This is a genomic window from Virgibacillus sp. 6R (genome assembly GCF_001895305.1).
Taxonomy (GTDB): Bacteria; Bacillota; Bacilli; order Bacillales; family Amphibacillaceae; genus Virgibacillus; species Virgibacillus pantothenticus.
Genome location: NZ_CP017762.1, coordinates 1,228,000 through 1,250,343, shown reverse-complemented (window position 1 = coordinate 1,250,343; position 22,344 = coordinate 1,228,000). Strand labels below are relative to the sequence as shown.

The window sequence follows — 22,344 nt, the reverse complement described above, 5'->3', positions numbered from 1 at the left end:
TTGTTTTCTTCGCCTATCTAGCTAGTTGAATCGGAGTGACGTTTATACTGTCATATTATTCCTTAACCACATTGTCTTCTAATCGGCTCTGATAGTAATATTTCTCTGTCTGTAAGCCTATAAAATATTGCCTTCATACATAACAGTACGTTTGTTATGTATTTCTATTTTTATTTGTTTGTCTAAAATCTTCAGCTAAAATTCATGATAGGAATTACGAAGACCACTGAAAAAGTCCTTAATTTAAAAACACAAAAAATCAATTCCTTCCAAAAATTACGTGATATATTAGCATATTGTGGGGACTAAAAGTCTATTTAACCCCAAACCCCATTAATTGTGGGGGGTTCATAGGCCTGATTTTCAAATGTTCTACTTTTTCAGTGGGCGCGGGATTACAGGGCATCCTCTTGCTTCACAAAGCTATTATGTATGAAACAAGAGGATGTATGCTTTATATGGAATTACATATTATTATCAACATAGTAGTCCAGTTAACTTTTTAACCCTCTTTTTTCAGAATACCTGGGTTAATGATGGTAACATTAAAGTCAGTTTAACGCTCGCTTGTAAAACCATTGAGACAAGCGATAGCTAAAACCAATAAAAACCCAATAACTGACCAAGTAAGTAGTGGTGTACGTATTAATTTCTCCATGAAGCCAAAACATGAAAAGTGAGGCTGGGAACAGGAAAAAAGGGATTAGACACTTAAAATAATATAGCGCTTGTACTTCTAATTTCCGCCAATCCTTTTTAAAGAAAAGATGAATAATGGAAATGGTTACAGCAAGTATGCCTGCAGTCAGACCTCCAAGATTGTAGATGTCTAGTAATTGTGCAAGTAGCCCACCACTTCCCGCTACCCATAGGTTAATAACAAAAAAAGATACTGTAAGTTGGTCGAAGTTGCTTTGGCTAGATGTCGTTACATATGCTTCTGCTAAGTCTTTGGGAGATTTAAATTGGTGAATTACCTTCCATTCGGCGTCTTCTTTGCTTTTTCCTTGATGCATTTGTTCCATTATTTCATTGGAGAAATGGTCTTCAATTTCAGCTACGATGGCTTTGCGTTCTTTTTTTGGTAATTCAATTAACTCTTCTTCCAATTTTCTTAAATAGGTATCAGTATTCTTAATCCTCATCTTTCTTAACCTCCTCCTGTAATTTCCATAACATATCGATAGACTGTTGAAACACATTTAAACGTTCCGTTAAAACTTGGGCGCCTTTTGTAGATAGTTGGTAGTACTTTCTTCGTAAGCCCGTATTTGGATTATCCCAATACGTATCTACTAGTTGGTTAGCTTCTAATCTTTTTAAAAGTGGATAAATGGACCCATCAGAAAGCTCGAACATGGGGTTGGACTTTAGTGCTTTGGTGAGTTGATATCCATAAACAGCACTGTCTTTCATCAGAATCATAACAGCGAGTTCAGCGAGCCCTTTTCGAATTTGGATAAACCATCTATCATGATTTGACAATTTTACTTACCTCCTTTTTACACTGATGAGGGAATAAAACTCTATGGCTTATAGTTTAAGAAAAACGATGAAGACTTGATGACAAGCCAAGTTTTTCTAAAAGTATAAGAAAGTATAAACTTAGGTGCTTGGAGATAACGAAATAACTGAATAGCCACGTCCGGCGCATGAGCCCAGCAACGATGCGACTTTAGAAATGCGCCCTACGATAAGGCCACATCGGTTCGTCGCCTCACCGTGATTCCTTTATCTCCGTTGATTCGTTCCATTCGCTACGTTGCTAAACGGGCGCCCTGCGCCTTTGTTCAATAGGTGGCATTGCTACATATATATCTTTGCTATCTATTATAGCAGGAATTGCTCGAAGTTCACAATTAAGTCGCCGAAGTTCACAATTCGTTCGGTGAAAGTAGAAGTAATCCCTGAATTTTTTCTTTTCCATAAACGTGCACATATTGCTCGTAACATTATGGTATAATTTCCTATGATTAGAAATAGTCGAAAAAATAAAGCTAATGAAAGGAGCACATCTATGCGAACAGAACAGGAAATGATGCAGCTTATTATGCAAACAGCGCAACAGGATGAGCGGATACGCGCAGTAGTTTTGAATGGTTCGCGGGCAAATCCAAATGTGGAAAAGGATATGTTTCAAGACTTTGATATTGTTTATGTGGTAAAAAATATGGCTTCTTTTACTTCTGATCATACATGGGTGGATATTTTTGGTGATCGGATCATGATGCAAATGCCTGAGGAAAAGGTTACGCCACCGCCTGAGAATAAAGGTCATTTTGTTTATTTAATGCAATTTATCGATGGAAATCGGCTTGATTTAACATTGATTCCGGAAGAGAAACTGGCTTTATTTCAACCGTTTAACAGTCTGAGTATGTTACTGATGGATAAAGATCAGCTTATTGGGAACTTACCGCCAACCAGTGAAAAGGATTATTATATTCAAAGACCAAGCGAGCAAGAATTTGCAGATGTGTGTAATGAATTTTGGTGGATATGCTTAAATATAGGCAAAGGGCTATGGCGAAAGGAAATAACCTACACGATGTTCATGTACGAACAAATTAACCGAAATGTGCTTGTGCAAATTATCGATTGGCATATTGGTGTGAAAACTAATTTTTCGGCTAGTTCAGGAAAACTTGGAAAATACTATCCCACATACTTAGATAAACAGGACTGGGAAAACTACATGAAGACATATAGTGGCGGTAATGATTTTGAACAAATTTGGCAAGCTTTATTTACCATGTGTCAGCTGTTTACTAGGTTATCTAAGCATGTGGCACATACACTTGATTTTGCATTCCCGCATGAAGACGTAACCAATGTCACGATGTATTTAAGGCGAATAAGGGAGCTGTCAAATCATGCATAAAACCTATATTGTATCGTTATCAGGCATTTCTGGTAGCGGCAAAACGACCATAACGAAAACAATTGGAAGTCGAGTATGATAACGCAACAGCGTTATATTTGACGATTATCATTTTTCTAATGCCCCTACTGATTTTGCTAGTTGGATAAAGCGTGGAGCGAATTATAATAAATGGAAACTGGATTCTTTCGTACATGATGTGAAACGCCTGTATGAAACTGCTAATCTGGACTATATTTTTCTAGATTACCCTTTTGCTTATTTAAATGAGGCTACAAAGGCTATGCTTGATTTGGCAATTTACATGGATACTCCATTGGATATCGCGATGGCAAGGGGAGTAATAAGGGATTACCATGAACTAGATGTAGTTTCCTATATGAAAGAATATTTATTGCACGGAAGAAATGTGAAAGCTTCCGCTGACGAAGTTGTTAATGGTTCTTTGCCAGTTGCAAATATAATCAAGGTTGTGAAGGAAAAGATTCATTTTAAAAAAGGGAGTGGAAAACTTGTTAATAAAACCAAATAAACTGCAAAAAGGTGACTGCGTGGCAACGGTCAGCCCAAGCTGGGGCGGGGCAGGTGAACCAGAGCTTCGTTATCGTTATGAAATTGGTGTGAAGCGGTTAAAAGAGGTGTTTGACCTCGAAGTTGTTCCAATGCCTAACAGTCTTAAAGGTGCTGCGTATTTATATGAAAACCCACAAGCTCGCGCAGAGGATATAATGCAAGCCTTTCAAGATCCAACGATAAAAGCCATTATCGCTAATATTGGTGGAGAAGATAGTGTTCGACTTTTGCCTTATATCGACTTTTCTGTCATTCGCAATCATCCGAAAATCTTTATGGGTTATTCCGATGCAACAATCGTGCATTTATTCTGTTACAAATCCGGACTGTCTTCTTTCTATGGACCAGCGATATTAACCGATTTTGCTGAAAATGTGGAAATGCATTCGTATACGATTGATTTCATCGAGCGAACCCTGTTCTCTAATGAACTGATTGGAACCATTGAACCAGCAAAGGAATGGACGAGTGAGTTTTTAGATTGGTTTGTCCCTTCAAACAGCCAGATAAAAAGAAACATGCAACCGAATCACGGGTATGAGTTGCTACAAGGAGAAGGGATTGTTTCTGGGCGTTTAATAGGTGGATGTATGGAAGTATTGGAGTTTGCCAAAGGAACAGAGCTTTGGCCGAAGATGGATAGTTGGAAGAATGGAATTTTATTTTTTGAAACATCAGAAGAAAAACCATCTCCTGAGCTTGTGAAACGCTGGTTAAGAAATTATGCTGTCCAAGGAATTTTACAAGTAGTAAAAGGTATAATTTTTGCAAAGCCGCAAAATGAGAAGTATTATGAAGAATATAAAGCTGTGATTAGGACTGTATTACAAGAATATGATTTAGAGCATTTGCCAGTCCTTTATAATTTGAACTTTGGTCATACAGAGCCGAAATTTATTTTGCCATATGGGGCAATAGCTGAAATAAACTGTGAAGCGAAGACATTTTCGATATTAGATAGTGGAGTAAAATAGGAAATGAAGTCAGTTCAGTTCTCACGAAGTAAGGATGCATAGTTTTAACCCGATGATGGATACTAATGGTAAAATAATAGCGACGCAAGTTAATTTACCGCAGATGTCAGCGAGGTGTGTTGGCAGACTTGTTCGTGATCCACATTGCTAAAAATGACTATGGATAAAAGTTGAACATCAAGAAAGGATGAGGACGCATGTACATGACGATACCTGAAACAGCTGAATATCTGTCGATAGATGAAAAGCAAATACATGCTCTCGTATTGCAGGGAAGAATCCGCGCCGTTCATGATGGTGAGCAGTTTCTAATTAACAGCGAACAATTTCAAACACATTTTGAACAGGTGGAAAAGTACCGAGCAATGATCCAAGACTATTTAAATGAGCCAATTCCTGAAGATTTGGACGTAAAAGATGAAGACTAACTGAGAGTAGTTTATCTAATAAGATAAGAAACCACCATGGCTCGCCTAGAGCGCGAGCTACCATCTATGATGAAAAATGTTGCTTTATAATGTTTAGATTATTGAAATACTACCTAAAATAAATAAGTTATATAATGGTAAATAGCGTTTTTTCATACAAAAGTATAAAATGAGGTGCTTGGGGATAACGAAATAACCGAATAGCCACGTCCGGCGCATAAGCCCAGCAACGATGCGACTTTAAAAATGCGCTCTACGATAAGGCATCATCGGTTCGTCACTAAGAGGAAGGACGACTAAAAACGGGCTTGCCGCCCACACGTCGGCATACCCCAAGTTTTAGTGGCATGATTCCTTTACCCCGGATATAAGGTGCTATAGACTCCCACTTCAAGAATGGAAGATGCGAGCGGAGCAAGTCGAAGTGGGAGGTAAAAGCACCTAAATCCCCGATTCGTTCAAGGGCCTTTAGGTCATACCCTGGTGGTACTAACCACCAGCGGGGGTGAAGAAAACCCCGCTGATGGAAGGTTCACTTTATCTTTAGTTGATTCGTTTGTTCTGTAGCCCTATTCCATTGCTTGCAAAAAAATAATCCGAGGTTAGGGCATAAGTAAAAAATAATTATTATAAAATGTATTAAAAATGAAGCTGCATGATAGTAAAGCTAACATTTACTATCATGCGGCTTCGTCATTTTTCCTTAGCTTAAAAGGAGGTGGTTAAGTGTAGAGCCAATAGAACCCCTCCGTAACTAGCTTGTAAGAGCCTCTCTGTCAAGCCTACAAGGGTAAGCAGGAGATGTTGCAAGCCAAATACATGATTAGTTGATTTTCAAGCAGTGGGGGATAAAACTCCACTGCTTGAAAGTTCACTTTAGGAGGATAACCCCATAATTGCTTTCACTTCAAGATATTCTTCAATCCCAAAGTCGCCCCACTCTCTACCAATGCCAGATTGTTTGTAGCCTCCAAATGGAGCAAAGAAATCTGTTTTTCCATTGTTCACTGTAATTTGTCCTGCTTTCATGTTGTTGGCTACATAAGAAAGAGTATTTTCATCTTTACCGACAACGTAGCCTGCCAGACCATAAACTGTATCATTGGCAATGTGTAAAGCTTCATCTAAATCATGGTAGGTGATGACAGAAAGTACGGGTCCAAAAATTTCTTCTTGTGCAATTACCATATCATTTGTTACATCTGTAAACACGGTAGGTTTTACATAATAGCCAGTTTTCAGTCCCGCTGGTTTTCCCGTACCTCCAACGAGTAGGGTAGCCCCTTCATGAACGCCCTTTTCAATATAAGATTGTACAGTGTCCCATTGCTCCTTAGATATAAGTGGTCCTGTTTGAACATCTTCCTGCTTTGGATCACCATATTTAAAAGTAGAAAGTGCTTGTTTTATTGCTTCTTCAAAAGGTTTCTTTATTGATGCAGGAATAATAGCACGGGTTGCTGCGGAACAGACTTGACCTGTGTTCATCATAATATTCCAAGCTGCAGTTTTAGCGGCTTTCTCAATGTTTGCATCTTCTAAAACAACAAGCGGTGATTTTCCGCCGAGTTCAAGTGCAACTTTTTTAATCGTTTCCGCGCCGTTTTTCATGATCTGCTCCCCGACTTTACCTGATCCTGTAAAGGAGACAAAGTCAATATCCGGGTGAGTGCTAATTCCTGTTCCGATAGTTGAGCCAGAGCCATTTACTAAATTAAATACGCCTTTGGGAACACCAGCTGTATTCATTATGTCAGCTAACAGCATGGCTGCAAAAGGTGTCATCGAAGCTGGTTTTAACACAGTTGGGCTACCTGCTGCAATCGCACCTGCAATTTTGGTCGATGTTTGATTGGTAGGAAAATTCCAAGGTGTAATTAATCCACTAACACCAATCGATTCTTTGCGGATTTTGTGTCCACCTCGGTCCTCTTCAAAGGAAAAGTTTTTTAATGCTTCTGCTGCATGTGAAAAATGGTTATATCCCATGTGATAATGGACTTTTTCTGACATAGATATAGGCGAGCCTAATTCTTCGGTTATTACTTCGATAAGCTCGTCTTTTCTGTTTTCATACTCAGCTGCTATCGATTTGAGCAATTCCATTCTTTCTTCTTTTGTGGTTTTCGAAAAGGATGGAAATGATGTTTTTGCTGCCGATACTGCTTTATCCAAATCTTCTTTTGTGCCAGAGCTAATTTCACCAATGACTTCTTCCGTTGCTGGGTTAATCACCTGGATGGTTTCGGAACCTGTTGAAGCGACCCATTCCCCGTTGATGAAATGGTTTAGATTTGTACGCATGCGATTCATCACTCCTTACTAAAAATAGTTGTAGAGGAGGTGTTCCCTGAGATAGGTACATTTAAACTTTGCTAGGTTAAATTTATCCCACATATAAGGTGCTATAAGACTTCCAACTCAAGAAGTGGAGAATCCATACTGCAACAAGTCTAAGTAGGAGATAACAGCACCTAAAATGCCTTATTTCGTAAGCGAAACTTTAGGTCATACCATTACATCATTACTGTACGAATAAGTCGTGGGGGGCCCCCCCTCACGGCTTGAAGGTTGACTTTATAACGGTGCTTTTTCTACAATTCTTCCCATTCGTCCTACCGTTGTTTCCGCCATTTGTAAAGAGCGTATAATGGATTCTTCAACGATTTCGACGACTGCTTGAAAAAGTTGATTCATAAGCGGATGGTCGTCTCGCAAAAAATTAATGGTATCGGTGATCTGCTTCCATGTGTGAGAAACGGTAGTTGCTGTTGAAAAAGCAAACGCAATATCTCCGCTCCCGTTGTCCAAATGGCTTCCAGTCCGCCCTAAACCTGCTGCGCAACGTTTGGACAGACGCTGCAATTGTCTTTCCTGAAGTGGAGCATCTGTTGCTAAAATAATCATTATTGAACCATCTGGGGTATCCTGTTTGATAGGCCCCCAGTCAGCAAATAACGCATCCTCGCGTTTACCGAAATTACTTAATACAAGACAACCAATCTGGTAGCTTGTTGATTCGTGTTTAACGATACGTGAAGCTGTTCCAATCCCACCCTTGTACCCAAAGCAAACCATCCCTTTTCCAGCGCCAACAGCACCTTCTACTACTGGGGAAGGACAAGCTAATTCAATAGCTTTTATGGCATGCTCTGGTTTAACGGAAGGGTAACGAGCAGTGTTTAAATAGCTGTCATTACATTCGCCAACAACGATATTAATCGAACTCGTTGTATCGCCAATTTCTTCGGTTGTGCCGAGCATATAATCGAGTGCACCTTGCCAGACAGCCCCGACGCTAAATGTATTAGTAAGCATAATCGGTGATTCAAGGAGTCCGAGTTCATTCACTTGGATTAGACCTGTTGTTTTACCAAACCCATTTAACACAGCGCTTCCCGCATGAACTTTATGGTGAAACAGATTGTTATGGTGTGGCAAGATCGCTGTTACGCCAGTGCAGATGGTTGTTTTGTTATCTAATTTTTCATATAACGAAATATGACCGACTTGGACTCCACGTATATCGGTAATACAGTTGTTTTTTCCTTTTTTTAGCTTCATATCATCATACTCCTATTCTATATCTATATATGACTAGAGAAAATCGGAAACAACACTTATGGAATCTAGCTCAAACATCATGTATGCTGTAATAAATGGAATTATAAGAATATTACTTACTAGTCTAATGAATTAGCGTCTAGGTTGCAATTAAAACTTTCCTTTATCAGAATTCAAAAAGGAGGAAGATGCAGTGAATGATATAGTTGGTAGAAGGAAAATAAGAGAACTGCAAAAACGGTTATACTTAGCCTTTTTCTCGGCTAGCGCTCTTTTTATGTTATTCGTCAGTTTTGGATGTTCCAATTCCAATTCCAGTTCGAACCCCAATTCCAATCACGATGAAAAAGGAACAATAGAAGCTGTCATTAACATAAATGACCCAGATTTGGAAGAAACATATATTATTAGAGTGAGGCCGGAGGAAACTCCAACTTATGTGGATTTTAAATCAGGTGATTATTATGCTGTATACGAGGAACAAGGGTTAACACTTACCTTGGAGAAAAATTTACTATATCAAATCTCTGTATATAGCGCCAGCGAGCAGCTGGATGCAGATTATAAGGGAGTCTTATATAATTATGTGGGTGAAGAACTAGCAAATATGGAGCATCGATTTAACAAGGATACGAAAACGCTTGTTATTGATTTAGAATAACTCCGTGCATTCAAGGAATTACGTTTGTAAACTGACAGATTATTAATCGAGAAAATTAAACCAAAGCAGCTTATTTTGCAACATGGTAAAATAAAGTTAGTAACAAATAAGTAGGTGACGGCATTGGAAAATATTTTGCTGCAAACGGATCAGTTATACAATTCGATAGTTCAAGAAATGAATCGGCTCATTAATGAAGAAGTGATTGTAACCGATCAGCAAGGCTTTATTGTAGCGAGTACAGATGCAAAACGGATCGGAAATTATCATGAGGGTGCTTCGATAGCAATGCAACACCAAGAAAAAATGATTATGTCAAAAGAGCTTACAGAAAAATTGTATGGTGTAAGGGAAGGTGTTGTTTTCCCCATTATAATTAATAAAATCCCTTTAGGAGTATTAGGGATCACTGGAGACCCAATGATTGTGGAACCTTATGCAAGGCTGGTGCAAAAAGTGACCGAACTTTTTATCCAAGATACGGTTATGAGGATGAATCAGGAAAGTAAAGCTCGCGATTTAGAATTTTTTGTCTTTGACTGGCTGAACCATACAAGCAGTTATCCGAGCTTGATGGAAAGAAGTAAATTTTTCCACATTGATATGGAAGCGTATAAGCAAGTTGTTGTATTAAAACGCGAGGAACTCCAGACGGGTCTATCTTACCATCGATTCGAAAAGTTAAAATCCACTTGGGACTATTCCATAGAAGCTTTATTCGTTCGGTGGGGGCAAGATCGGATTGTTATGCTAATAGAGCCTGTGAACGAATCACGGCTAGAGCATCATCTTTTGAGGTTTATGGACTCTGTATATGATGAGCTAGGAGAACGTCTATATGCGGGAGTAGGGAATGTTACGGAGTCAGAGCAGCTATCTAATTCATTTTCCCAAGCTGTAAAATCCAGTGAACATGCTAACGAGAACGATCCGATTGTATTTGAAATGGACTTACGCTTTGAAATGCTGGAGCATGAAATCAGTGCGGAGACGAAGGAAAAATTTATGAAGCGTACATTAAAGGAACTTTCAAAAGAACAAGAGCTAATGAAGACATTAGCAAGCTGGTTTTCCCATGATTTGCAAACACAAGTAACAGCGAATGCTTTACATATTCATAAGAACACACTGCATTATCGGTTAAATCGAATTGCTGAAATCACGCATTTAAATTTAAAAAATATCAATGATGTTATGTTATTGTATATCGCATTTCGTTTTCATACGTATGCTGTAATATACAGTGAAAAATAATTCGCTGTTATGCTAATTATGTCTTGTTATGAATAAGACGCAATTTTTGACGCTGAATTTGACATAAAGCAGGGGACAGATGAGGCAAATGCACAACAGAATTGACAAAATCCTGAGAGCTTAGCGGACCTCGGGATTTTATCTTTTAGTATAAAGTGGAAAATAGCCGAAGTTCACAGCGAGTCCGCCGGAGTTGACAATAAAATCGCCGAAGTTCATAAGGAGGTTGCTCGAAGTTCATAACTAATTCGCCGAAGTTCACAATTGTGACCGGAATTAAAGCACAACTTTTGCTAGATAGCGTTTTTAGGGAATTTTTTATTGTATAGGAAACGATAAAATGAGGTGCTAGTGGATAACGAAATAACCGACTAGTCATATCCGGCTCCATCGCTCAGCAATGATGCGACTTTAGAAATGTGCCCTACGATAAATCATCATCGTTTCGTCGCTAAGAGGAAGGCCGACTAAAAACGGGCTTGCCGCTCAGACGTCGGCATACCCCTGTTTTAGTGGCATGATTCTTTTATCCCGTAAAAAGGCGTTGTAGACTTCCACTTCAGGAATGGAAGCGGTAAGCTAAACAAGTCGAAGTGGGAGGTAACAGCACCTAAATCCCCGATCGTTCAAGGGCCTTTAGGTCATACCCTGGTGGTACTAACAATCAGCGGGGATGAAGAAAACCCTTGATTGAAGGTTCACTTTATCTTTAGTTGATTCGTTCCATTCGCTACGTTGCAAACGGACGCCCTGCGCCTTTGTTCGTCAGTTCAAAAAAGAAAAAGTTTTGGAATTACAAAGATGCCGATATCTTCTTGAAAATACAGTTGTTCATCTTCCACTTCAATTTGCACCTCACTTTCTGCGTATGAACTTCCGGTTATTTTAAATTAGATTAAGTCAACACCATCTAATAATTGGACTTTCGAACAAAGGAATTCGTTTTCAAAGTCATTTTTTTGTTCGTTCGTACATATCTTTTTCTTTGAATTTTTCTTAAAATGGAATTATTACTATGTAGGAGAATGTGTATGTTAAAAAGGGATGTAAGAGAAAAGTTAATCGCCATTGTAGGGGAAGAAAATGTAGAGGATAACAATGCTAGCTTGTTAGCGTATTCGTATGATTCAACTGCCAGGTATCAAGCATTGCCTGATGCGATGGTGGCCCCGCGGAATAAACATGAGGTTGCGGCGGTTGTAAAAGTGTGTAATGAACATCGGATTCCGATTGTACCTCGTGGATCAGGAACCAATCTATGTGCAGGTACAACACCTTCAGAAGGTGGAATTGTGCTTATTTTTAAGCATATGCGAAAAATTTTGGAAATTGATGAAGAAAATTTAACGATAACTGTACAGTCTGGGGTATATACAAAAGATATTTTAGAAGCAGCCCAACAAGTTGGTCTTTTCTATCCTCCAGATCCAGGGTCGATGCATATATCGCAGATTGGTGGCAATATTAGCGAAAACTCTGGAGGACTGCGAGGCCTTAAGTATGGTGTAACAAGAGATTATGTACTTGGTCTGGAAATCGTCTTACCAAATGGTGAAATTATTCAAACAGGCGGAAAACTTGCCAAAGACGTAGCTGGTTATGATTTGACGAGATTGTATGTTGGGGCAGAGGGGACATTAGGTGTAATAACAGAAGCAATTTTAAAATTAATACCACAGCCAGAAACGAAGCAAACAATGCTTGCTCTCTATCATGATTTAGAAGCAGCTGCTGAAAGTGTGTCAGCGATTATTGCGAATCGGATTATTCCGGCAACCTTGGAATTTTTAGACCAAGCGACGGTGCAAGTGGTAGAAGACTACGCTAAAATCGGCTTACCAACGGAAGCAAAGGCTGTGCTGTTAATCGAACAGGATGGTGCAGCTGAGGTGGTAGCTCGTGATATGGAGAAGATTGCTACGTTATGTAGAGACAATCGGGCATTTGACGTGCAAGTTGCGCAAACAAATGAAGAGGCAGAGCAATTGACAGCAGCACGGAGAACAGCATTATCTGCTTTATCTCGATTGAAGCCAACGACGATTTTGGAAGATGCGACGGTTCCACGCTCGAAAATTGCTAAAATGGTAAAGGCAATTGGCGAAATTGCTGAAAAGTACCAATTGACAATTTGTACATTTGGGCATGCAGGTGATGGGAATCTGCATCCGACTTGCTTAACTGATGCCCGTAATGAGCAAGAAATTGAACTGGTAGAAAAAGCATTTGCAGAAATCTTTGAAAAGGCTGTTGAGCTTGGGGGAACCATTACAGGTGAGCACGGTGTTGGGATGATGAAGCTTCCATATTTACATTTAAAAGCAGGAGAGCATGGGTTAGAAGCGATGCGTAGTATCAAAAAAGCGTTAGATCCTAATGCGATTATGAATCCTGGGAAAATGTTTGACCCGCACACGAAGCAGAGCACGGGGGTGGAAAAATAATGGATACGCAAGAAAAACAACGCATTCAGACCGCCTTTCAAGAGAAAATGGATTACGATGAATTAATGAACTGTACCCGTTGCGGCTTTTGTCTTCCGAGTTGCCCGACGTATGTTGAAACAGGTAGAAATGAGGTACATTCACCTCGTGGACGAATTGCTTTAATGAAGGGGTTAGTGGATGGTGTTATAGAGCCAAGTGAAGAAGTGAAGGAATCGATTGACTTGTGTCTCGGTTGCCGAGCTTGCGAACCAGTTTGTCCTTCTGGTGTCAATTTTGGTCGATTACTGGAACAAGCAAGAGATGCTATTTATCAAAGTAAAAAACCTACATTGCCTGAAAAAGTCATGAAAGGAATCTTCCTGAAAAATATATTTCCACAGCAAAACCGAATGATTGGTCTTACTGGATTACTTAGCTTTTATCAGCGTTCTGGCGCACAAAAGCTTGCGCAAGCTACGGGAGTCATGAAGCTTTTCCCTGAGACGATGCGGACAATGGAAAAGGTTCTTCCAACTGTTCCCAAACGCGCTGAAATGAAGGAACGCCCACGCCACTTACAGCCGTTACATACAACCCGTAAAAAGAAGGTTGCCTTTTTCTCTGGTTGCTTAATGGATACGATGTTTATGAAAACGAACGATGCAACGATCAAGTTGTTGCAATATGCGGGCTGTGAAATTGTCGTGCCGGAAACGCAAGCATGCTGTGGAGCATTACATGGGCATAGCGGTGAACTGGACCAGGCTAGAGAAATGGCCAAACGCAATATTGCAGCTTTTGAAGAAGCGGAAGTGGATTATATTATAACGAATGCTGGTGGATGTGGTGCTTTCCTAGTTGAATATGCACATCTTTTAAAAAATGATCCGGATTGGGATGAACGTGCAGATCGTTTTTGTGCAAAAATTAAAGACATTACGCGGATATTAGTAGAATTAGACTTTCATAAACAACCGCTGTCTCTGCCAGAGCAAATCGTTACGTATCAAGACTCCTGCCATTTGAAAAATGGGCAAAAAACGTTTATGGAGCCTAGACAATTATTGGAGTCGATTGCCGGTGTTAAGTATGTTGAGATGACCGATGCTAGTCGCTGTTGTGGCTCAGCTGGAATCTATAATATTGTCCAATCGAAAATGTCGATGCAAATTTTAGACTATAAAATGGAGCAAGCTATGAATACCAAAGCCAAAACGATCGTAACTGCAAACCCAGGTTGCTTGCTGCAAATGAAGCTCGGAATTGAAAGAGAAGGCTTGTCTCAGGTCATGGATGCCGTCCATATTGTCGATTTTTTACTGGCAGCTTATGAACGAGCAAACGATAACAAAAAGGCAACTAAGCAAGTTGCTGCTGCTCAAGTATAGGGGACGAAAGTTGTTTCACATCATTAAAAGCAGGATTAAACCAAAACAATATAAGTGAAAGCGAAGGCCGTAGTGATCATGCTGCGGTCCTTCTTGCAGAATAAGAAAGTATAAAATTAGGTGTTTGGAGATAACGAAATAACTGAATAGCCACGTCCCGCGCATGAGCCCAGCAACTAGGCGACTTTAGAAATGCGCCCTACGATAAGTCATCATCGGTTCGTCGCCTCACCGTGATTCCTTTATCTCAGTTGATTCGTTCCATTCGCTACGTTGCTAAACGGGCGCTTGCGCCTTTGTTCATTGGCGAATACGCAAGTCTCATTCTAGATAGTACGTATGGTATTGTATTTAGCTCCAACAGCTAGCAAACTATTTACGCTATGTTAATATGGTCACTTAGATTTCTCAGTAGCTTAGCTTGTCGGGAATTCATCTTTATTGCAACGAGCTGTTACTAAAAATGGTATATTTTCTATTGTTGACAAAATACCTACTAGGGTATATTATGGAGTAGGAATAATGAAAAAAACTATTCAATCTATTGCTTCATATTTTATTAAAAGGAAATGTCAAATTTTGATTTCAGTTATAAGCGCTTTATTTTGTTCCAAATTCTAATCTAGAGAATTACATTTATTGTAACGAAAAAGGCTTAACCTAAATGGAAGAAAGGAGAGTTAGTAGCCATGAAATATGATACAAAAGTGAAAAATCGTATGAAACGGATTGAAGGCCAAATCAGAGGGATTATCAAAATGATGGAAGAAGAGAAAGATTGTAAAGATGTCGTGATGCAATTATCAGCAGTGAAAAGCGCCTTAGATAGAACTTCTGCTATCGTAGTCAGCAAAAACCTTGAAGCTTGTATTCGTCAGGCAGATGATGAGGACGCAGAACCGTTAATTAATGAAGCAGTGAATCTGCTTGTAAAAAGCAGATAAGCATCGTGTTTGACAAAGGGAAAAGTAGATTGGTATAGTAATGACTGTCTTTATAAGAGCTCTATATTTTATGTTTACACGAATTCTAAGTCTTTTGTTCCTGGAATAATACCCCCACCCCTATTTTGAAGGAGAGAAGCGTATGGAAATCATTCAATGGGTAATCATTGCTTTAGCAATTATCTTTATCATTAGCAGATTTATGCCGGTAAAAGGCATCACACAATTGACATCGCAAGAAGTGAAAAAGAAATTGAAAGATAAACAAGTCCAATTTATTGATGTTCGGACGCCACAAGAATATAAATCGAATCACCGAAAACCATTCAAAAATATACCTTTGCATGAACTTGCAAAGCGGACCGGGGATTTAGACAAACAAAAAGAAGTTGTGATTATTTGTCAAAGTGGCATGCGGAGTATGCGTGCCGCGAAAATGTTAAAAAAGCAAGGTTTTGAAAAAATTATTAATGTAAAAGGTGGCATGGGTGCCTGGGTATAATAGATATATGCTGCCCCTGACCTATAAAGGAGCTGTAATATGGAGTTGCTATTAATTGGGATAGTCGCTTTTATTCTATATGTTGTATATAAAAGATATATCCCGGTGCGGGGAGTTAGAAGTATAGAAAAAGACAAACTTATCGCCCATAGTGATCATACCGTGTTAGTGGACCTAAGAGATTATAATACGTCCTATAAAGACAAGCTCGATCAAGCCTTGTGTTTACCGCTAGCATATTTAAACCGCCATTACCAAGATATTCCTGGCTGTTCAGTTATTCTAGTTGCTTCAAGCAAAGTAGAAAAAAATATGGCAACTAGATTTTTACGTAATAAAGGATTTTCTGTAAAGGGATATTATTTTATTGGATAGACAACTATAAAATGAGGTGCTTGTGGATAACGAAATAACCGAATAGCCAAGTTTTTCTAATGTAACGAACATTGCAAGAACGTTCATAATTAACAGGGTGGCTGCTCTAATGAAGAGCAGCTTCATCAAAAAAGCCGATTTGGTTCCAAGTAATGTCGCCATTTATAAGTAAATATTTTTGGGATTTACAGTTGACAAATGATTTGTTGTTAAATTATGATAACAGTAGTGATGATAACAATCGCTTATTTTTTTACAATTCACTATACCCGTACACCTATATGTATACGAAGAGAGGAGTTTGAGTATGCCTGAAAAAAAGAGAACAACCATTATCTTATTTAGTGGTGAATACGATAAAGCAATGGCTGCTTATATTATCGCAAATGGTGCTGCTGCCTATGATCATGAAGTAACAATTTTTCATACGTTTTGGGGCTTGAACGCGTTACGTAAAGACAATCAAGTTCCTCTGAAAAAAGGATTTATGGAAAAGATGTTTGGAAAAATGATGCCACGTGGCGCAGATAAAATGGGCTTATCCAAGATGAATTATCTAGGCATGGGTCCCAAAATGATTAAACAGGTAATGAAAAAACATAATGCTATGCCGTTGCCAGATTTAATTTCTATGGCACAGGAGCAGGATGTGAAGTTACTTGCTTGTACGATGACGATGGATTTATTAGGACTTCAAAAAGAAGAATTGCTGGACAATATTGAATACGGTGGCGTCGGAGCATATGTCGGGGATTCCGAAGACGCAAATATTACGTTATTTATTTAATGGTTATACACGTATTTGTATATAACTATTGCAAATGCGAAAAACATTATGGAGGGATAGAAATGAAGGAAATTACAACGAAAGAATTAATGGAAAAATATAAACAAGATAAGCAAATTAATATTATTGATGTTCGTGAGGATGATGAAGTAGCGTTAGGAAAAATTCCAGGGGCACACCACATTCCATTAGGAGAAGTAGCAAAGCGTGTAACGGAATTAAATAGAGAAAAACATTATTATATCATTTGTCGTTCTGGTGGCAGAAGTGCAACGGCGTGTGAGGTTTTAGCTGAACATCACATCGATTGCACAAATGTTGCTGGTGGCATGCTTGCATGGAATGCTGAAGTAGAAAAGTAAGGGGGAATAAAGGTGAGTATTACAGCAAATGAAGTATTGGATGCAAAAGGACTATCGTGTCCAATGCCAATTGTAAAAACAAAGAAAGCAATCAGTCATTTAAAAGCTGGTGAAGTGATTGAAGTGCAAGCTACAGATCAGGGATCTACTGCAGATATAAAAGCTTGGTCTGAAAGTACAGGGCATCAGTATATTGGTACGGTAGAAAACGGAGATGTGCTGAAGCACTATATCCGTGTGGCGAGTGAAGCAGAGAAAAAAGATGAAACAAAACACGATAACGTGGTCGATGTAAATGAATTACGTGCAAAAGTAGAAGGAGACGAAGCAGTCTCCATACTTGATGTTCGTGAGCCGGCGGAATTTGCTTTCGGTCATATTCCAGGTGCGATCAATATCCCTCTAGGTGAACTGGAAACAAGAATAGACGTATTAAATAAACAAGATGGATTATACGTTATATGTCGTACAGGTAGTCGTAGTGATTTAGCTGCACAAAAATTGACTGAACAAGGATTTAAAAATGTAATCAATGTTGTTCCCGGAATGACAAAGTGGGAAGGACCGCTAAATCACGATAATTAATCAAGGAGGCATGGAAGAATGGCAAATACTAAAGTAGCGATCATTGCATCAAATGGAGGTCTATTTGATGCGTATAAAGTATTTAATCTGGCAACTGCAGCTGCTGCATCCGATGCTGAAGTAGGTATTTTTTTCACATTTGAAGGTTTAAACTTAATTCATAAAGAAGCACATAAAAATCTGCCATTGCCTGAAGGAAAAGAACATTTTGCAACAGGATTTACGCAAGCAAATGCTCCTTCCATTGAGGAATTATTAACTATCGCCCAAGAGCTAGATGTGAAAATGTTAGCATGTCAAATGACCATGGATGTTTTGAAATTGGAAAAAGATCAATTTATCGATGGTATTGAAGTTGCTGGAGCAGCATCCTTCATTGAATATGCCAAAGATGCAAATATGACATTAACATTCTAATAGGCATAAGGTCGAAAAAACTTATATTTAAGCTAATATGATGGAAAAACATGACTAGCAAATCGTTCAGATTTAAAGTAAGGATCTAACATTTCAAGAGAGTTGACGAGTAAAGTGCTTACATTTTACCCCGTATATAAGGTGCCGTAAGACTCCAGCTTCAGGAGTTGATCTATACCTGTAACAAGTCTAAGTGAGAGATAACAGCACCTAAATGCCCGATTCGTTTAGAGGGGGGCTTTAGGTCATACCATTACGGTACTAAGAGTGAGGGTGAATGAAAACACCCACTGATGGAAGATTCACTTTATAGGATAATAACAAATTGTAGCCCGACTAAACTCGGACAGAAAAAAATATTAGAAATTCCTATTAACAATAAAACTACAATAAGATGAAACCGACATACGGTTTGAGATAATTTAAAGGAGGATATAATCATGGAAGCAGTAAAAGTATTAGATGCAAAAGGGTTGGCATGTCCAATGCCGGTCGTGAGAACAAAAAAGGCAATTGAAGAAATAAACTCCGGAGAGATTTTAGAAGTGCATACGACAGATCAAGGTTCGAAAAGTGATTTAACGGCTTGGGCTAAGTCTGGTGGGCATGAATTAGTAAAAGAAGCTGAAGAAGGCGATGTATTTAAGTTTTGGATTAAGAAGGCATAATAACTTTCCGGGCCATGCCCGGGAAAGTTATACCAATTTAATAATCAGATTCAAAAGTACGCTTTAAATATTAAATGACAAACCTAACTATACGAATAGTATGATGTGTAATCAGAATATCGTTATCTATCTGTAAAAAGTACGTTTACAAGAAAACTAAGTAAGACTTGATCGGCAGAGTTGGATTTTTATCCCATATATAAGGTGCTTAAGACTCCCGCTTCAGGAGTTGGATCATTTGTACCGCAACCAAGTCTAAGTGGGAGATAACAGCACCTAAATGCCCGATTCATTCAGAGGTCTTTTATGTCATACCAGTACGGTACTAACAGTCAGTGGGGGGGGAATGAAAAATCCCACTGATGGAAGATTCACTTTATACAAGCATCTTTTTTCATTAAGTTTGTATGAATAAAGCGATAGAAAAAAATGTGTCCATAGTTTAATAAAACAGGAATTTTTTGGAAGTATATGCTGTTACAGAGGAGGGATATAACGTATGAGTATAGAATTTTTTATCATTATTTTTATTATTGGTTTTGTAGGCTCGTTTATTTCAGGTATGGTGGGTATCGGGGGTTCTATTATAAAATACCCAATGCTATTATATATTCCTCCTTTGCTTGGATTTGCCGCCTTTAGTGCGCATGAAGTATCGGGTATTAGTGCTGTGCAAGTGTTTTTTGCTACAATCGGAGGGGTATGGGCCTATCGTAAAGGCGGGTATTTAAACAAAGATTTAATCATATATATGGGAGTTAGTATTTTGATTGGTGGTTTAATCGGAGGCTATGGTTCGAATTTGTTGTCAGAATCTGCAATTAACATTGTGTATGCCGTTTTAGCTACCATTGCAGTAATCATGATGTTTATGCCAAAATCAAATGATAATCAAGAAAATTTGACTGATGTGACGTTTAATAAATCCGTTGCTGCTGGATTATCCTTTATTGTAGGGATTGCAGCTGGGATTGTAGGTGCTGCAGGAGCCTTTATACTAGTACCTATTATGATTATTGTCTTAAAAATACCAACACGGGTAACCATTGCAAGTTCTTTGGCTATTACGTTTATTTCTTCTATTGGGTCAACTATTGGAAAAGTAGCCACAGGTCAGGTATTGCTCATTCCTGCTATTGTAATGATTGTTGCAAGTTTAATTGCTTCGCCTATTGGAGCAGAAGTTGGAAAACGTGTGAATACGAAACTGTTACAATCCATACTCGCATTTTTAATTCTGGCTACAGCAATTAAAATTTGGTGGGATTTACTTGTTTAAAATACCTGTTATGATAACAGGGCAAATGTTAGGAATTATTTTCTCGGGTTACTAGGGACAACGATGTACCTAAAGAGGATATGAAACAATGTATTTTTTTACATTAAATAATACCTGCGTGGGTATTTATTTGATCGGATTATTCGTTACCTAAATGAATCGAAACACCTAGTTTCTACTGATTGTGGATAAAATATAATGTTTAACGGAGGAATGAAAATGTCTTTTAAAGCAATGAAGTCTCAAGTATTGGCAAGAAAGGTTATTCAAAAGGAAGAACTATTTATTTTGGATGTTCGTAATAATAGTGACTTTGAAGATTGGAAAATAGAAGGGGAAAACTTCTCCTATCTAAACGTTCCTTATTTTGATCTTATTGACGGTGTAGAAGATATTTTAGATAAACTGCCAACGGATAAAGAAATTTTAGTTGTTTGTGCAAAAGAAGGCTCTTCTGTCATGGTTGCTGAAATGTTATCCGAACAAGGAATAAATGTTTCTTATTTAGAAGGTGGTATGAAAGCTTGGAGCGAATATATGGAGCCGGTTAAAGTTGGAGATTTAAGCAATGGTGGCGAGCTGTACCAATTTGTTCGGTTAGGAAAAGGTTGCCTGTCTTATATGGTTGTATCAAATGAAGAAGCTGCGATTATTGATCCGACTCGAATGACAGAGGTTTTCACTGGGTTTGCGCAGGAACTTGGAGTAACGGTTAAACATGTATTAGACACACATTTACATGCAGATCACATTTCTGGGGGGAGAGCGATCGCAAAAGAAACTGGAGCTACGTATTGGCTGCCACCTAAAGATGCCGGAGAAGTTGTATTTGATTATCAACCATTAGAAGATGGTGAAGAAATAAAAATTGGACATACGACCATAAACATCTATGCTCTATACAGCCCAGGGCATACCATTGGCTCTACTTCCTTTGTTGTTGATGAAAAATATTTACTAACCGGTGATATTTTATTTATTGATTCCATTGGAAGACCTGATTTAGCTGGACTTGCGGAAGATTGGGTGGGAGATCTTCGGGAAACGTTATATCATCGCTACCGTGAATTGTCCGATGAGTTGATCGTTCTTCCAGCTCACTATATGATTATTCAAGAACTGAATGATGATGGTACAGTTGCTGAAAAACTTGGCAAACTATTTGCCGATAACCACGGTTTAAATATTGAAAGCGAAGCTGAATTCAGAAAAATGGTTACCGAAAATTTACCGCCTCAGCCAAATGCATATCAGGAAATTCGCCAAACTAATATGGGTAAAAATACACCTGACGAAGAAAAGCAACGCGAGATGGAGATTGGCCCAAACCGCTGTGCGGTCAGATAAATAATCAATATTAGACTGTCTCAAAAGTTTTGGGGCAGTCTTTTTTCGTTGTATAGGAACCAATAAAATTAGGTGCTTGTAGATAACGAAATAACTGACTAGTCACGTCCGGAGCATGAGCCCAGCAACGATGCGACTTTAGAAATGCGCCCTACGATAAGGCCTCATCGGTTCGTCACAAAGAAGAAGGCCGACTAAAAACGGGCTTGCCGCCCAGACGTCGGCATACCCCTGTTTTAGTGGCATGATTCCTTTATCCCGTAAAAAGGCGTTGTAGACTCCCACTTCAGGAATGGAAGCGGTAAGCTAAACAAGTCGAAGCGAGAGGTAACAGCACCTAAATCCCCGATTCGTTCAACTAACTTATCAGCGGGGACGAAGAAAACCCCGCTGATGGAAGGTTCACTTTATCTTTAGTTGATTCGTTCCATTCGCTTACGTTGCTAAACGGACGCCCCGCGCCTTTGTTCTTCTATGGATAGGCTTTAACCTTTGCTTCAGTTAGTAAGAGAAATGCTCGATATAAGGAGAAGGCTGCTTGAGGAAGGAGGAACATGCTCGATATAGCCGAGTACAGGATTGAAAAAGGAAGGAGTATGCTCATTTTTGTATGTAACATACTAGGTTTATAAAATTGTATTACTAGAATGGTTGATACAGGTTAAGCCAAAGCTAATATTGGCGCTCGTTTTTGATCCAGTAATTTACATATATTGAAGAAGAAATTTATGTTAGTAAGCTCTGCCGTCAGTGCTATAAATTGAGGGGGAAGTGTGAGATCAACCTATAAGTCAAATGTCCTATTCTGTTTAGAGCCCTATAGGTCTTCCTTTATGGTACTAATCATCAGGGAAGGGTAGAAAAAGCTCACTGACCTAATATTTTAAGGTTTGTTTTATTTCAGAGAATATTATTTTCATAATGTATTC

At 38.8% G+C, this 22,344-nt stretch carries 22 protein-coding genes; 18 read left to right on the top strand and 4 right to left on the bottom strand.

Annotated elements, in window-relative coordinates:
• Positions 1 to 551: 551 nt before the first annotated feature.
• Both BKP57_RS05680 and BKP57_RS05675 read right to left on the bottom strand, forming a co-directional pair.
• Entirely contained in the window at positions 552 to 1,145 is a 594-nt protein-coding gene (locus BKP57_RS05680) for an HAAS signaling domain-containing protein (RefSeq protein ID WP_072741139.1), read from the bottom strand.
• Complete coding sequence (locus BKP57_RS05675) at positions 1,135 to 1,485, bottom strand: PadR family transcriptional regulator (RefSeq protein ID WP_232231329.1); 351 nt, start codon at positions 1,483 to 1,485, stop codon at positions 1,135 to 1,137. The genes BKP57_RS05680 and BKP57_RS05675 overlap by 11 nt, the downstream gene beginning before the upstream one ends.
• Positions 1,486 to 2,017: 532 nt before the next feature.
• On the opposite strand from BKP57_RS05675, the gene BKP57_RS05670 reads away from it, so the two are divergent.
• From BKP57_RS05670 to BKP57_RS05655, 4 genes are all read left to right on the top strand, one after another.
• Positions 2,018 to 2,881 (top strand): aminoglycoside 6-adenylyltransferase, encoded by an 864-nt coding sequence (locus BKP57_RS05670; RefSeq protein WP_072741138.1) that lies wholly within the window; start codon positions 2,018 to 2,020, stop codon positions 2,879 to 2,881.
• Positions 2,882 to 3,080: 199 nt separating this feature from the next.
• Complete coding sequence (locus tag BKP57_RS21610; protein WP_050351631.1) at positions 3,081 to 3,413, top strand: nucleoside/nucleotide kinase family protein; 333 nt, start codon at positions 3,081 to 3,083, stop codon at positions 3,411 to 3,413.
• Positions 3,394 to 4,428 carry a S66 family peptidase gene (locus BKP57_RS05660; protein ID WP_072741137.1) on the top strand — a complete coding sequence of 345 codons (1,035 nt, stop codon included), beginning with the start codon at positions 3,394 to 3,396 and terminating at the stop codon, positions 4,426 to 4,428. The genes BKP57_RS21610 and BKP57_RS05660 overlap by 20 nt, the downstream gene beginning before the upstream one ends.
• A 197-nt stretch (positions 4,429 to 4,625) precedes the next feature.
• Positions 4,626 to 4,856: an excisionase family DNA-binding protein gene (locus BKP57_RS05655; RefSeq protein WP_050351629.1), complete on the top strand. Its 231-nt coding sequence runs from the start codon at positions 4,626 to 4,628 to the stop codon at positions 4,854 to 4,856.
• 876 nt (positions 4,857 to 5,732) lie between these two features.
• On the opposite strand, the gene BKP57_RS05650 is transcribed toward BKP57_RS05655, so the two are convergent.
• Both BKP57_RS05650 and BKP57_RS05645 read right to left on the bottom strand, forming a co-directional pair.
• A complete protein-coding gene (locus BKP57_RS05650; RefSeq protein ID WP_050351628.1) occupies positions 5,733 to 7,160 on the bottom strand; it encodes an aldehyde dehydrogenase family protein in 1,428 nt (475 codons plus the stop codon).
• Positions 7,161 to 7,433: 273 nt separating this feature from the next.
• Entirely contained in the window at positions 7,434 to 8,420 is a 987-nt protein-coding gene (locus BKP57_RS05645) for a DmpA family aminopeptidase (protein WP_072741136.1), read from the bottom strand.
• A 193-nt stretch (positions 8,421 to 8,613) separates the two neighbouring features.
• Here BKP57_RS05645 and BKP57_RS05640 point away from each other — a divergent pair, with 193 nt between their 5' ends.
• The 14 genes from BKP57_RS05640 to BKP57_RS05575 all read left to right on the top strand — a co-directional run bounded on the left by BKP57_RS05640 (position 8,614) and on the right by BKP57_RS05575 (position 21,415).
• The gene (locus tag BKP57_RS05640; RefSeq protein ID WP_072741135.1) at positions 8,614 to 9,081 is read left to right on the top strand and encodes a hypothetical protein; all 468 of its coding nucleotides are present in this window, start codon (positions 8,614 to 8,616) and stop codon (positions 9,079 to 9,081) included.
• 123 nt (positions 9,082 to 9,204) lie between these two features.
• Positions 9,205 to 10,335, top strand: a complete 1,131-nt coding sequence (locus BKP57_RS05635) for a CdaR family transcriptional regulator (RefSeq protein WP_050351625.1) — start codon at positions 9,205 to 9,207, stop codon at positions 10,333 to 10,335.
• 1,031 nt (positions 10,336 to 11,366) lie between these two features.
• A complete protein-coding gene (gene glcD / locus BKP57_RS05630) occupies positions 11,367 to 12,779 on the top strand; it encodes a glycolate oxidase subunit GlcD (protein ID WP_050351624.1) in 1,413 nt (470 codons plus the stop codon).
• On the top strand, positions 12,779 to 14,149 hold the full coding sequence (locus BKP57_RS05625) for a (Fe-S)-binding protein (protein ID WP_072741134.1): 1,371 nt from the start codon (positions 12,779 to 12,781) through the stop codon (positions 14,147 to 14,149). Before glcD ends, BKP57_RS05625 begins: the two co-directional genes overlap by 1 nt.
• Before the next feature lie 689 nt (positions 14,150 to 14,838).
• A complete protein-coding gene (locus tag BKP57_RS05620) occupies positions 14,839 to 15,093 on the top strand; it encodes a metal-sensitive transcriptional regulator (RefSeq protein ID WP_050351622.1) in 255 nt (84 codons plus the stop codon).
• Between the two features lie 142 nt (positions 15,094 to 15,235).
• Positions 15,236 to 15,595 (top strand): rhodanese-like domain-containing protein, encoded by a 360-nt coding sequence (locus tag BKP57_RS05615; RefSeq protein WP_050351621.1) that lies wholly within the window; start codon positions 15,236 to 15,238, stop codon positions 15,593 to 15,595.
• Positions 15,596 to 15,634: 39 nt separating this feature from the next.
• The gene (locus BKP57_RS05610; RefSeq protein ID WP_050351620.1) at positions 15,635 to 15,970 is read left to right on the top strand and encodes a rhodanese-like domain-containing protein; all 336 of its coding nucleotides are present in this window, start codon (positions 15,635 to 15,637) and stop codon (positions 15,968 to 15,970) included.
• Between the two features lie 307 nt (positions 15,971 to 16,277).
• Positions 16,278 to 16,757 carry a DsrE/DsrF/DrsH-like family protein gene (locus tag BKP57_RS05605; protein ID WP_050351619.1) on the top strand — a complete coding sequence of 160 codons (480 nt, stop codon included), beginning with the start codon at positions 16,278 to 16,280 and terminating at the stop codon, positions 16,755 to 16,757.
• Between the two features lie 62 nt (positions 16,758 to 16,819).
• Positions 16,820 to 17,119, top strand: coding sequence for a rhodanese-like domain-containing protein (locus BKP57_RS05600; RefSeq protein WP_072741133.1), 300 nt, complete (start codon positions 16,820 to 16,822; stop codon positions 17,117 to 17,119).
• Positions 17,120 to 17,131: 12 nt separating this feature from the next.
• Positions 17,132 to 17,704 carry a sulfurtransferase TusA family protein gene (locus BKP57_RS05595; RefSeq protein WP_072741132.1) on the top strand — a complete coding sequence of 191 codons (573 nt, stop codon included), beginning with the start codon at positions 17,132 to 17,134 and terminating at the stop codon, positions 17,702 to 17,704.
• An 18-nt stretch (positions 17,705 to 17,722) separates the two neighbouring features.
• Positions 17,723 to 18,121 carry a DsrE/DsrF/DrsH-like family protein gene (locus tag BKP57_RS05590; RefSeq protein ID WP_050351617.1) on the top strand — a complete coding sequence of 133 codons (399 nt, stop codon included), beginning with the start codon at positions 17,723 to 17,725 and terminating at the stop codon, positions 18,119 to 18,121.
• A 440-nt stretch (positions 18,122 to 18,561) separates the two neighbouring features.
• A complete protein-coding gene (locus tag BKP57_RS05585) occupies positions 18,562 to 18,789 on the top strand; it encodes a sulfurtransferase TusA family protein (RefSeq protein WP_050351616.1) in 228 nt (75 codons plus the stop codon).
• Between the two features lie 499 nt (positions 18,790 to 19,288).
• Positions 19,289 to 20,068: a sulfite exporter TauE/SafE family protein gene (locus tag BKP57_RS05580; protein ID WP_050351615.1), complete on the top strand. Its 780-nt coding sequence runs from the start codon at positions 19,289 to 19,291 to the stop codon at positions 20,066 to 20,068.
• 219 nt (positions 20,069 to 20,287) lie between these two features.
• Positions 20,288 to 21,415 (top strand): MBL fold metallo-hydrolase, encoded by a 1,128-nt coding sequence (locus BKP57_RS05575; RefSeq protein ID WP_050351614.1) that lies wholly within the window; start codon positions 20,288 to 20,290, stop codon positions 21,413 to 21,415.
• Positions 21,416 to 22,344: the final 929 nt, after the last annotated feature.

Excerpts from the sequence above, each read along its gene's own strand:
- BKP57_RS05680 (WP_072741139.1), bottom strand. The coding sequence starts at position 1,145 with ATGAGGATTAAGAATACTGATACCTATTTAAGAAAATTGGAAGAAGAG.
- BKP57_RS05670 (WP_072741138.1), top strand. The coding sequence starts at position 2,018 with ATGCGAACAGAACAGGAAATGATGCAGCTTATTATGCAAACAGCGCAA.
- BKP57_RS05655 (WP_050351629.1), top strand. The coding sequence starts at position 4,626 with ATGTACATGACGATACCTGAAACAGCTGAATATCTGTCGATAGATGAA.
- BKP57_RS05650 (WP_050351628.1), bottom strand. The coding sequence starts at position 7,160 with ATGCGTACAAATCTAAACCATTTCATCAACGGGGAATGGGTCGCTTCA.
- BKP57_RS05645 (WP_072741136.1), bottom strand. The coding sequence starts at position 8,420 with ATGAAGCTAAAAAAAGGAAAAAACAACTGTATTACCGATATACGTGGA.
- glcD (WP_050351624.1), top strand. The coding sequence starts at position 11,367 with ATGTTAAAAAGGGATGTAAGAGAAAAGTTAATCGCCATTGTAGGGGAA.
- BKP57_RS05625 (WP_072741134.1), top strand. The coding sequence starts at position 12,779 with ATGGATACGCAAGAAAAACAACGCATTCAGACCGCCTTTCAAGAGAAA.
- BKP57_RS05620 (WP_050351622.1), top strand. The coding sequence starts at position 14,839 with ATGAAATATGATACAAAAGTGAAAAATCGTATGAAACGGATTGAAGGC.
- BKP57_RS05615 (WP_050351621.1), top strand. The coding sequence starts at position 15,236 with ATGGAAATCATTCAATGGGTAATCATTGCTTTAGCAATTATCTTTATC.
- BKP57_RS05610 (WP_050351620.1), top strand. The coding sequence starts at position 15,635 with ATGGAGTTGCTATTAATTGGGATAGTCGCTTTTATTCTATATGTTGTA.
- BKP57_RS05605 (WP_050351619.1), top strand. The coding sequence starts at position 16,278 with ATGCCTGAAAAAAAGAGAACAACCATTATCTTATTTAGTGGTGAATAC.
- BKP57_RS05600 (WP_072741133.1), top strand. The coding sequence starts at position 16,820 with ATGAAGGAAATTACAACGAAAGAATTAATGGAAAAATATAAACAAGAT.
- BKP57_RS05590 (WP_050351617.1), top strand. The coding sequence starts at position 17,723 with ATGGCAAATACTAAAGTAGCGATCATTGCATCAAATGGAGGTCTATTT.
- BKP57_RS05585 (WP_050351616.1), top strand. The coding sequence starts at position 18,562 with ATGGAAGCAGTAAAAGTATTAGATGCAAAAGGGTTGGCATGTCCAATG.
- BKP57_RS05580 (WP_050351615.1), top strand. The coding sequence starts at position 19,289 with ATGAGTATAGAATTTTTTATCATTATTTTTATTATTGGTTTTGTAGGC.
- BKP57_RS05575 (WP_050351614.1), top strand. The coding sequence starts at position 20,288 with ATGTCTTTTAAAGCAATGAAGTCTCAAGTATTGGCAAGAAAGGTTATT.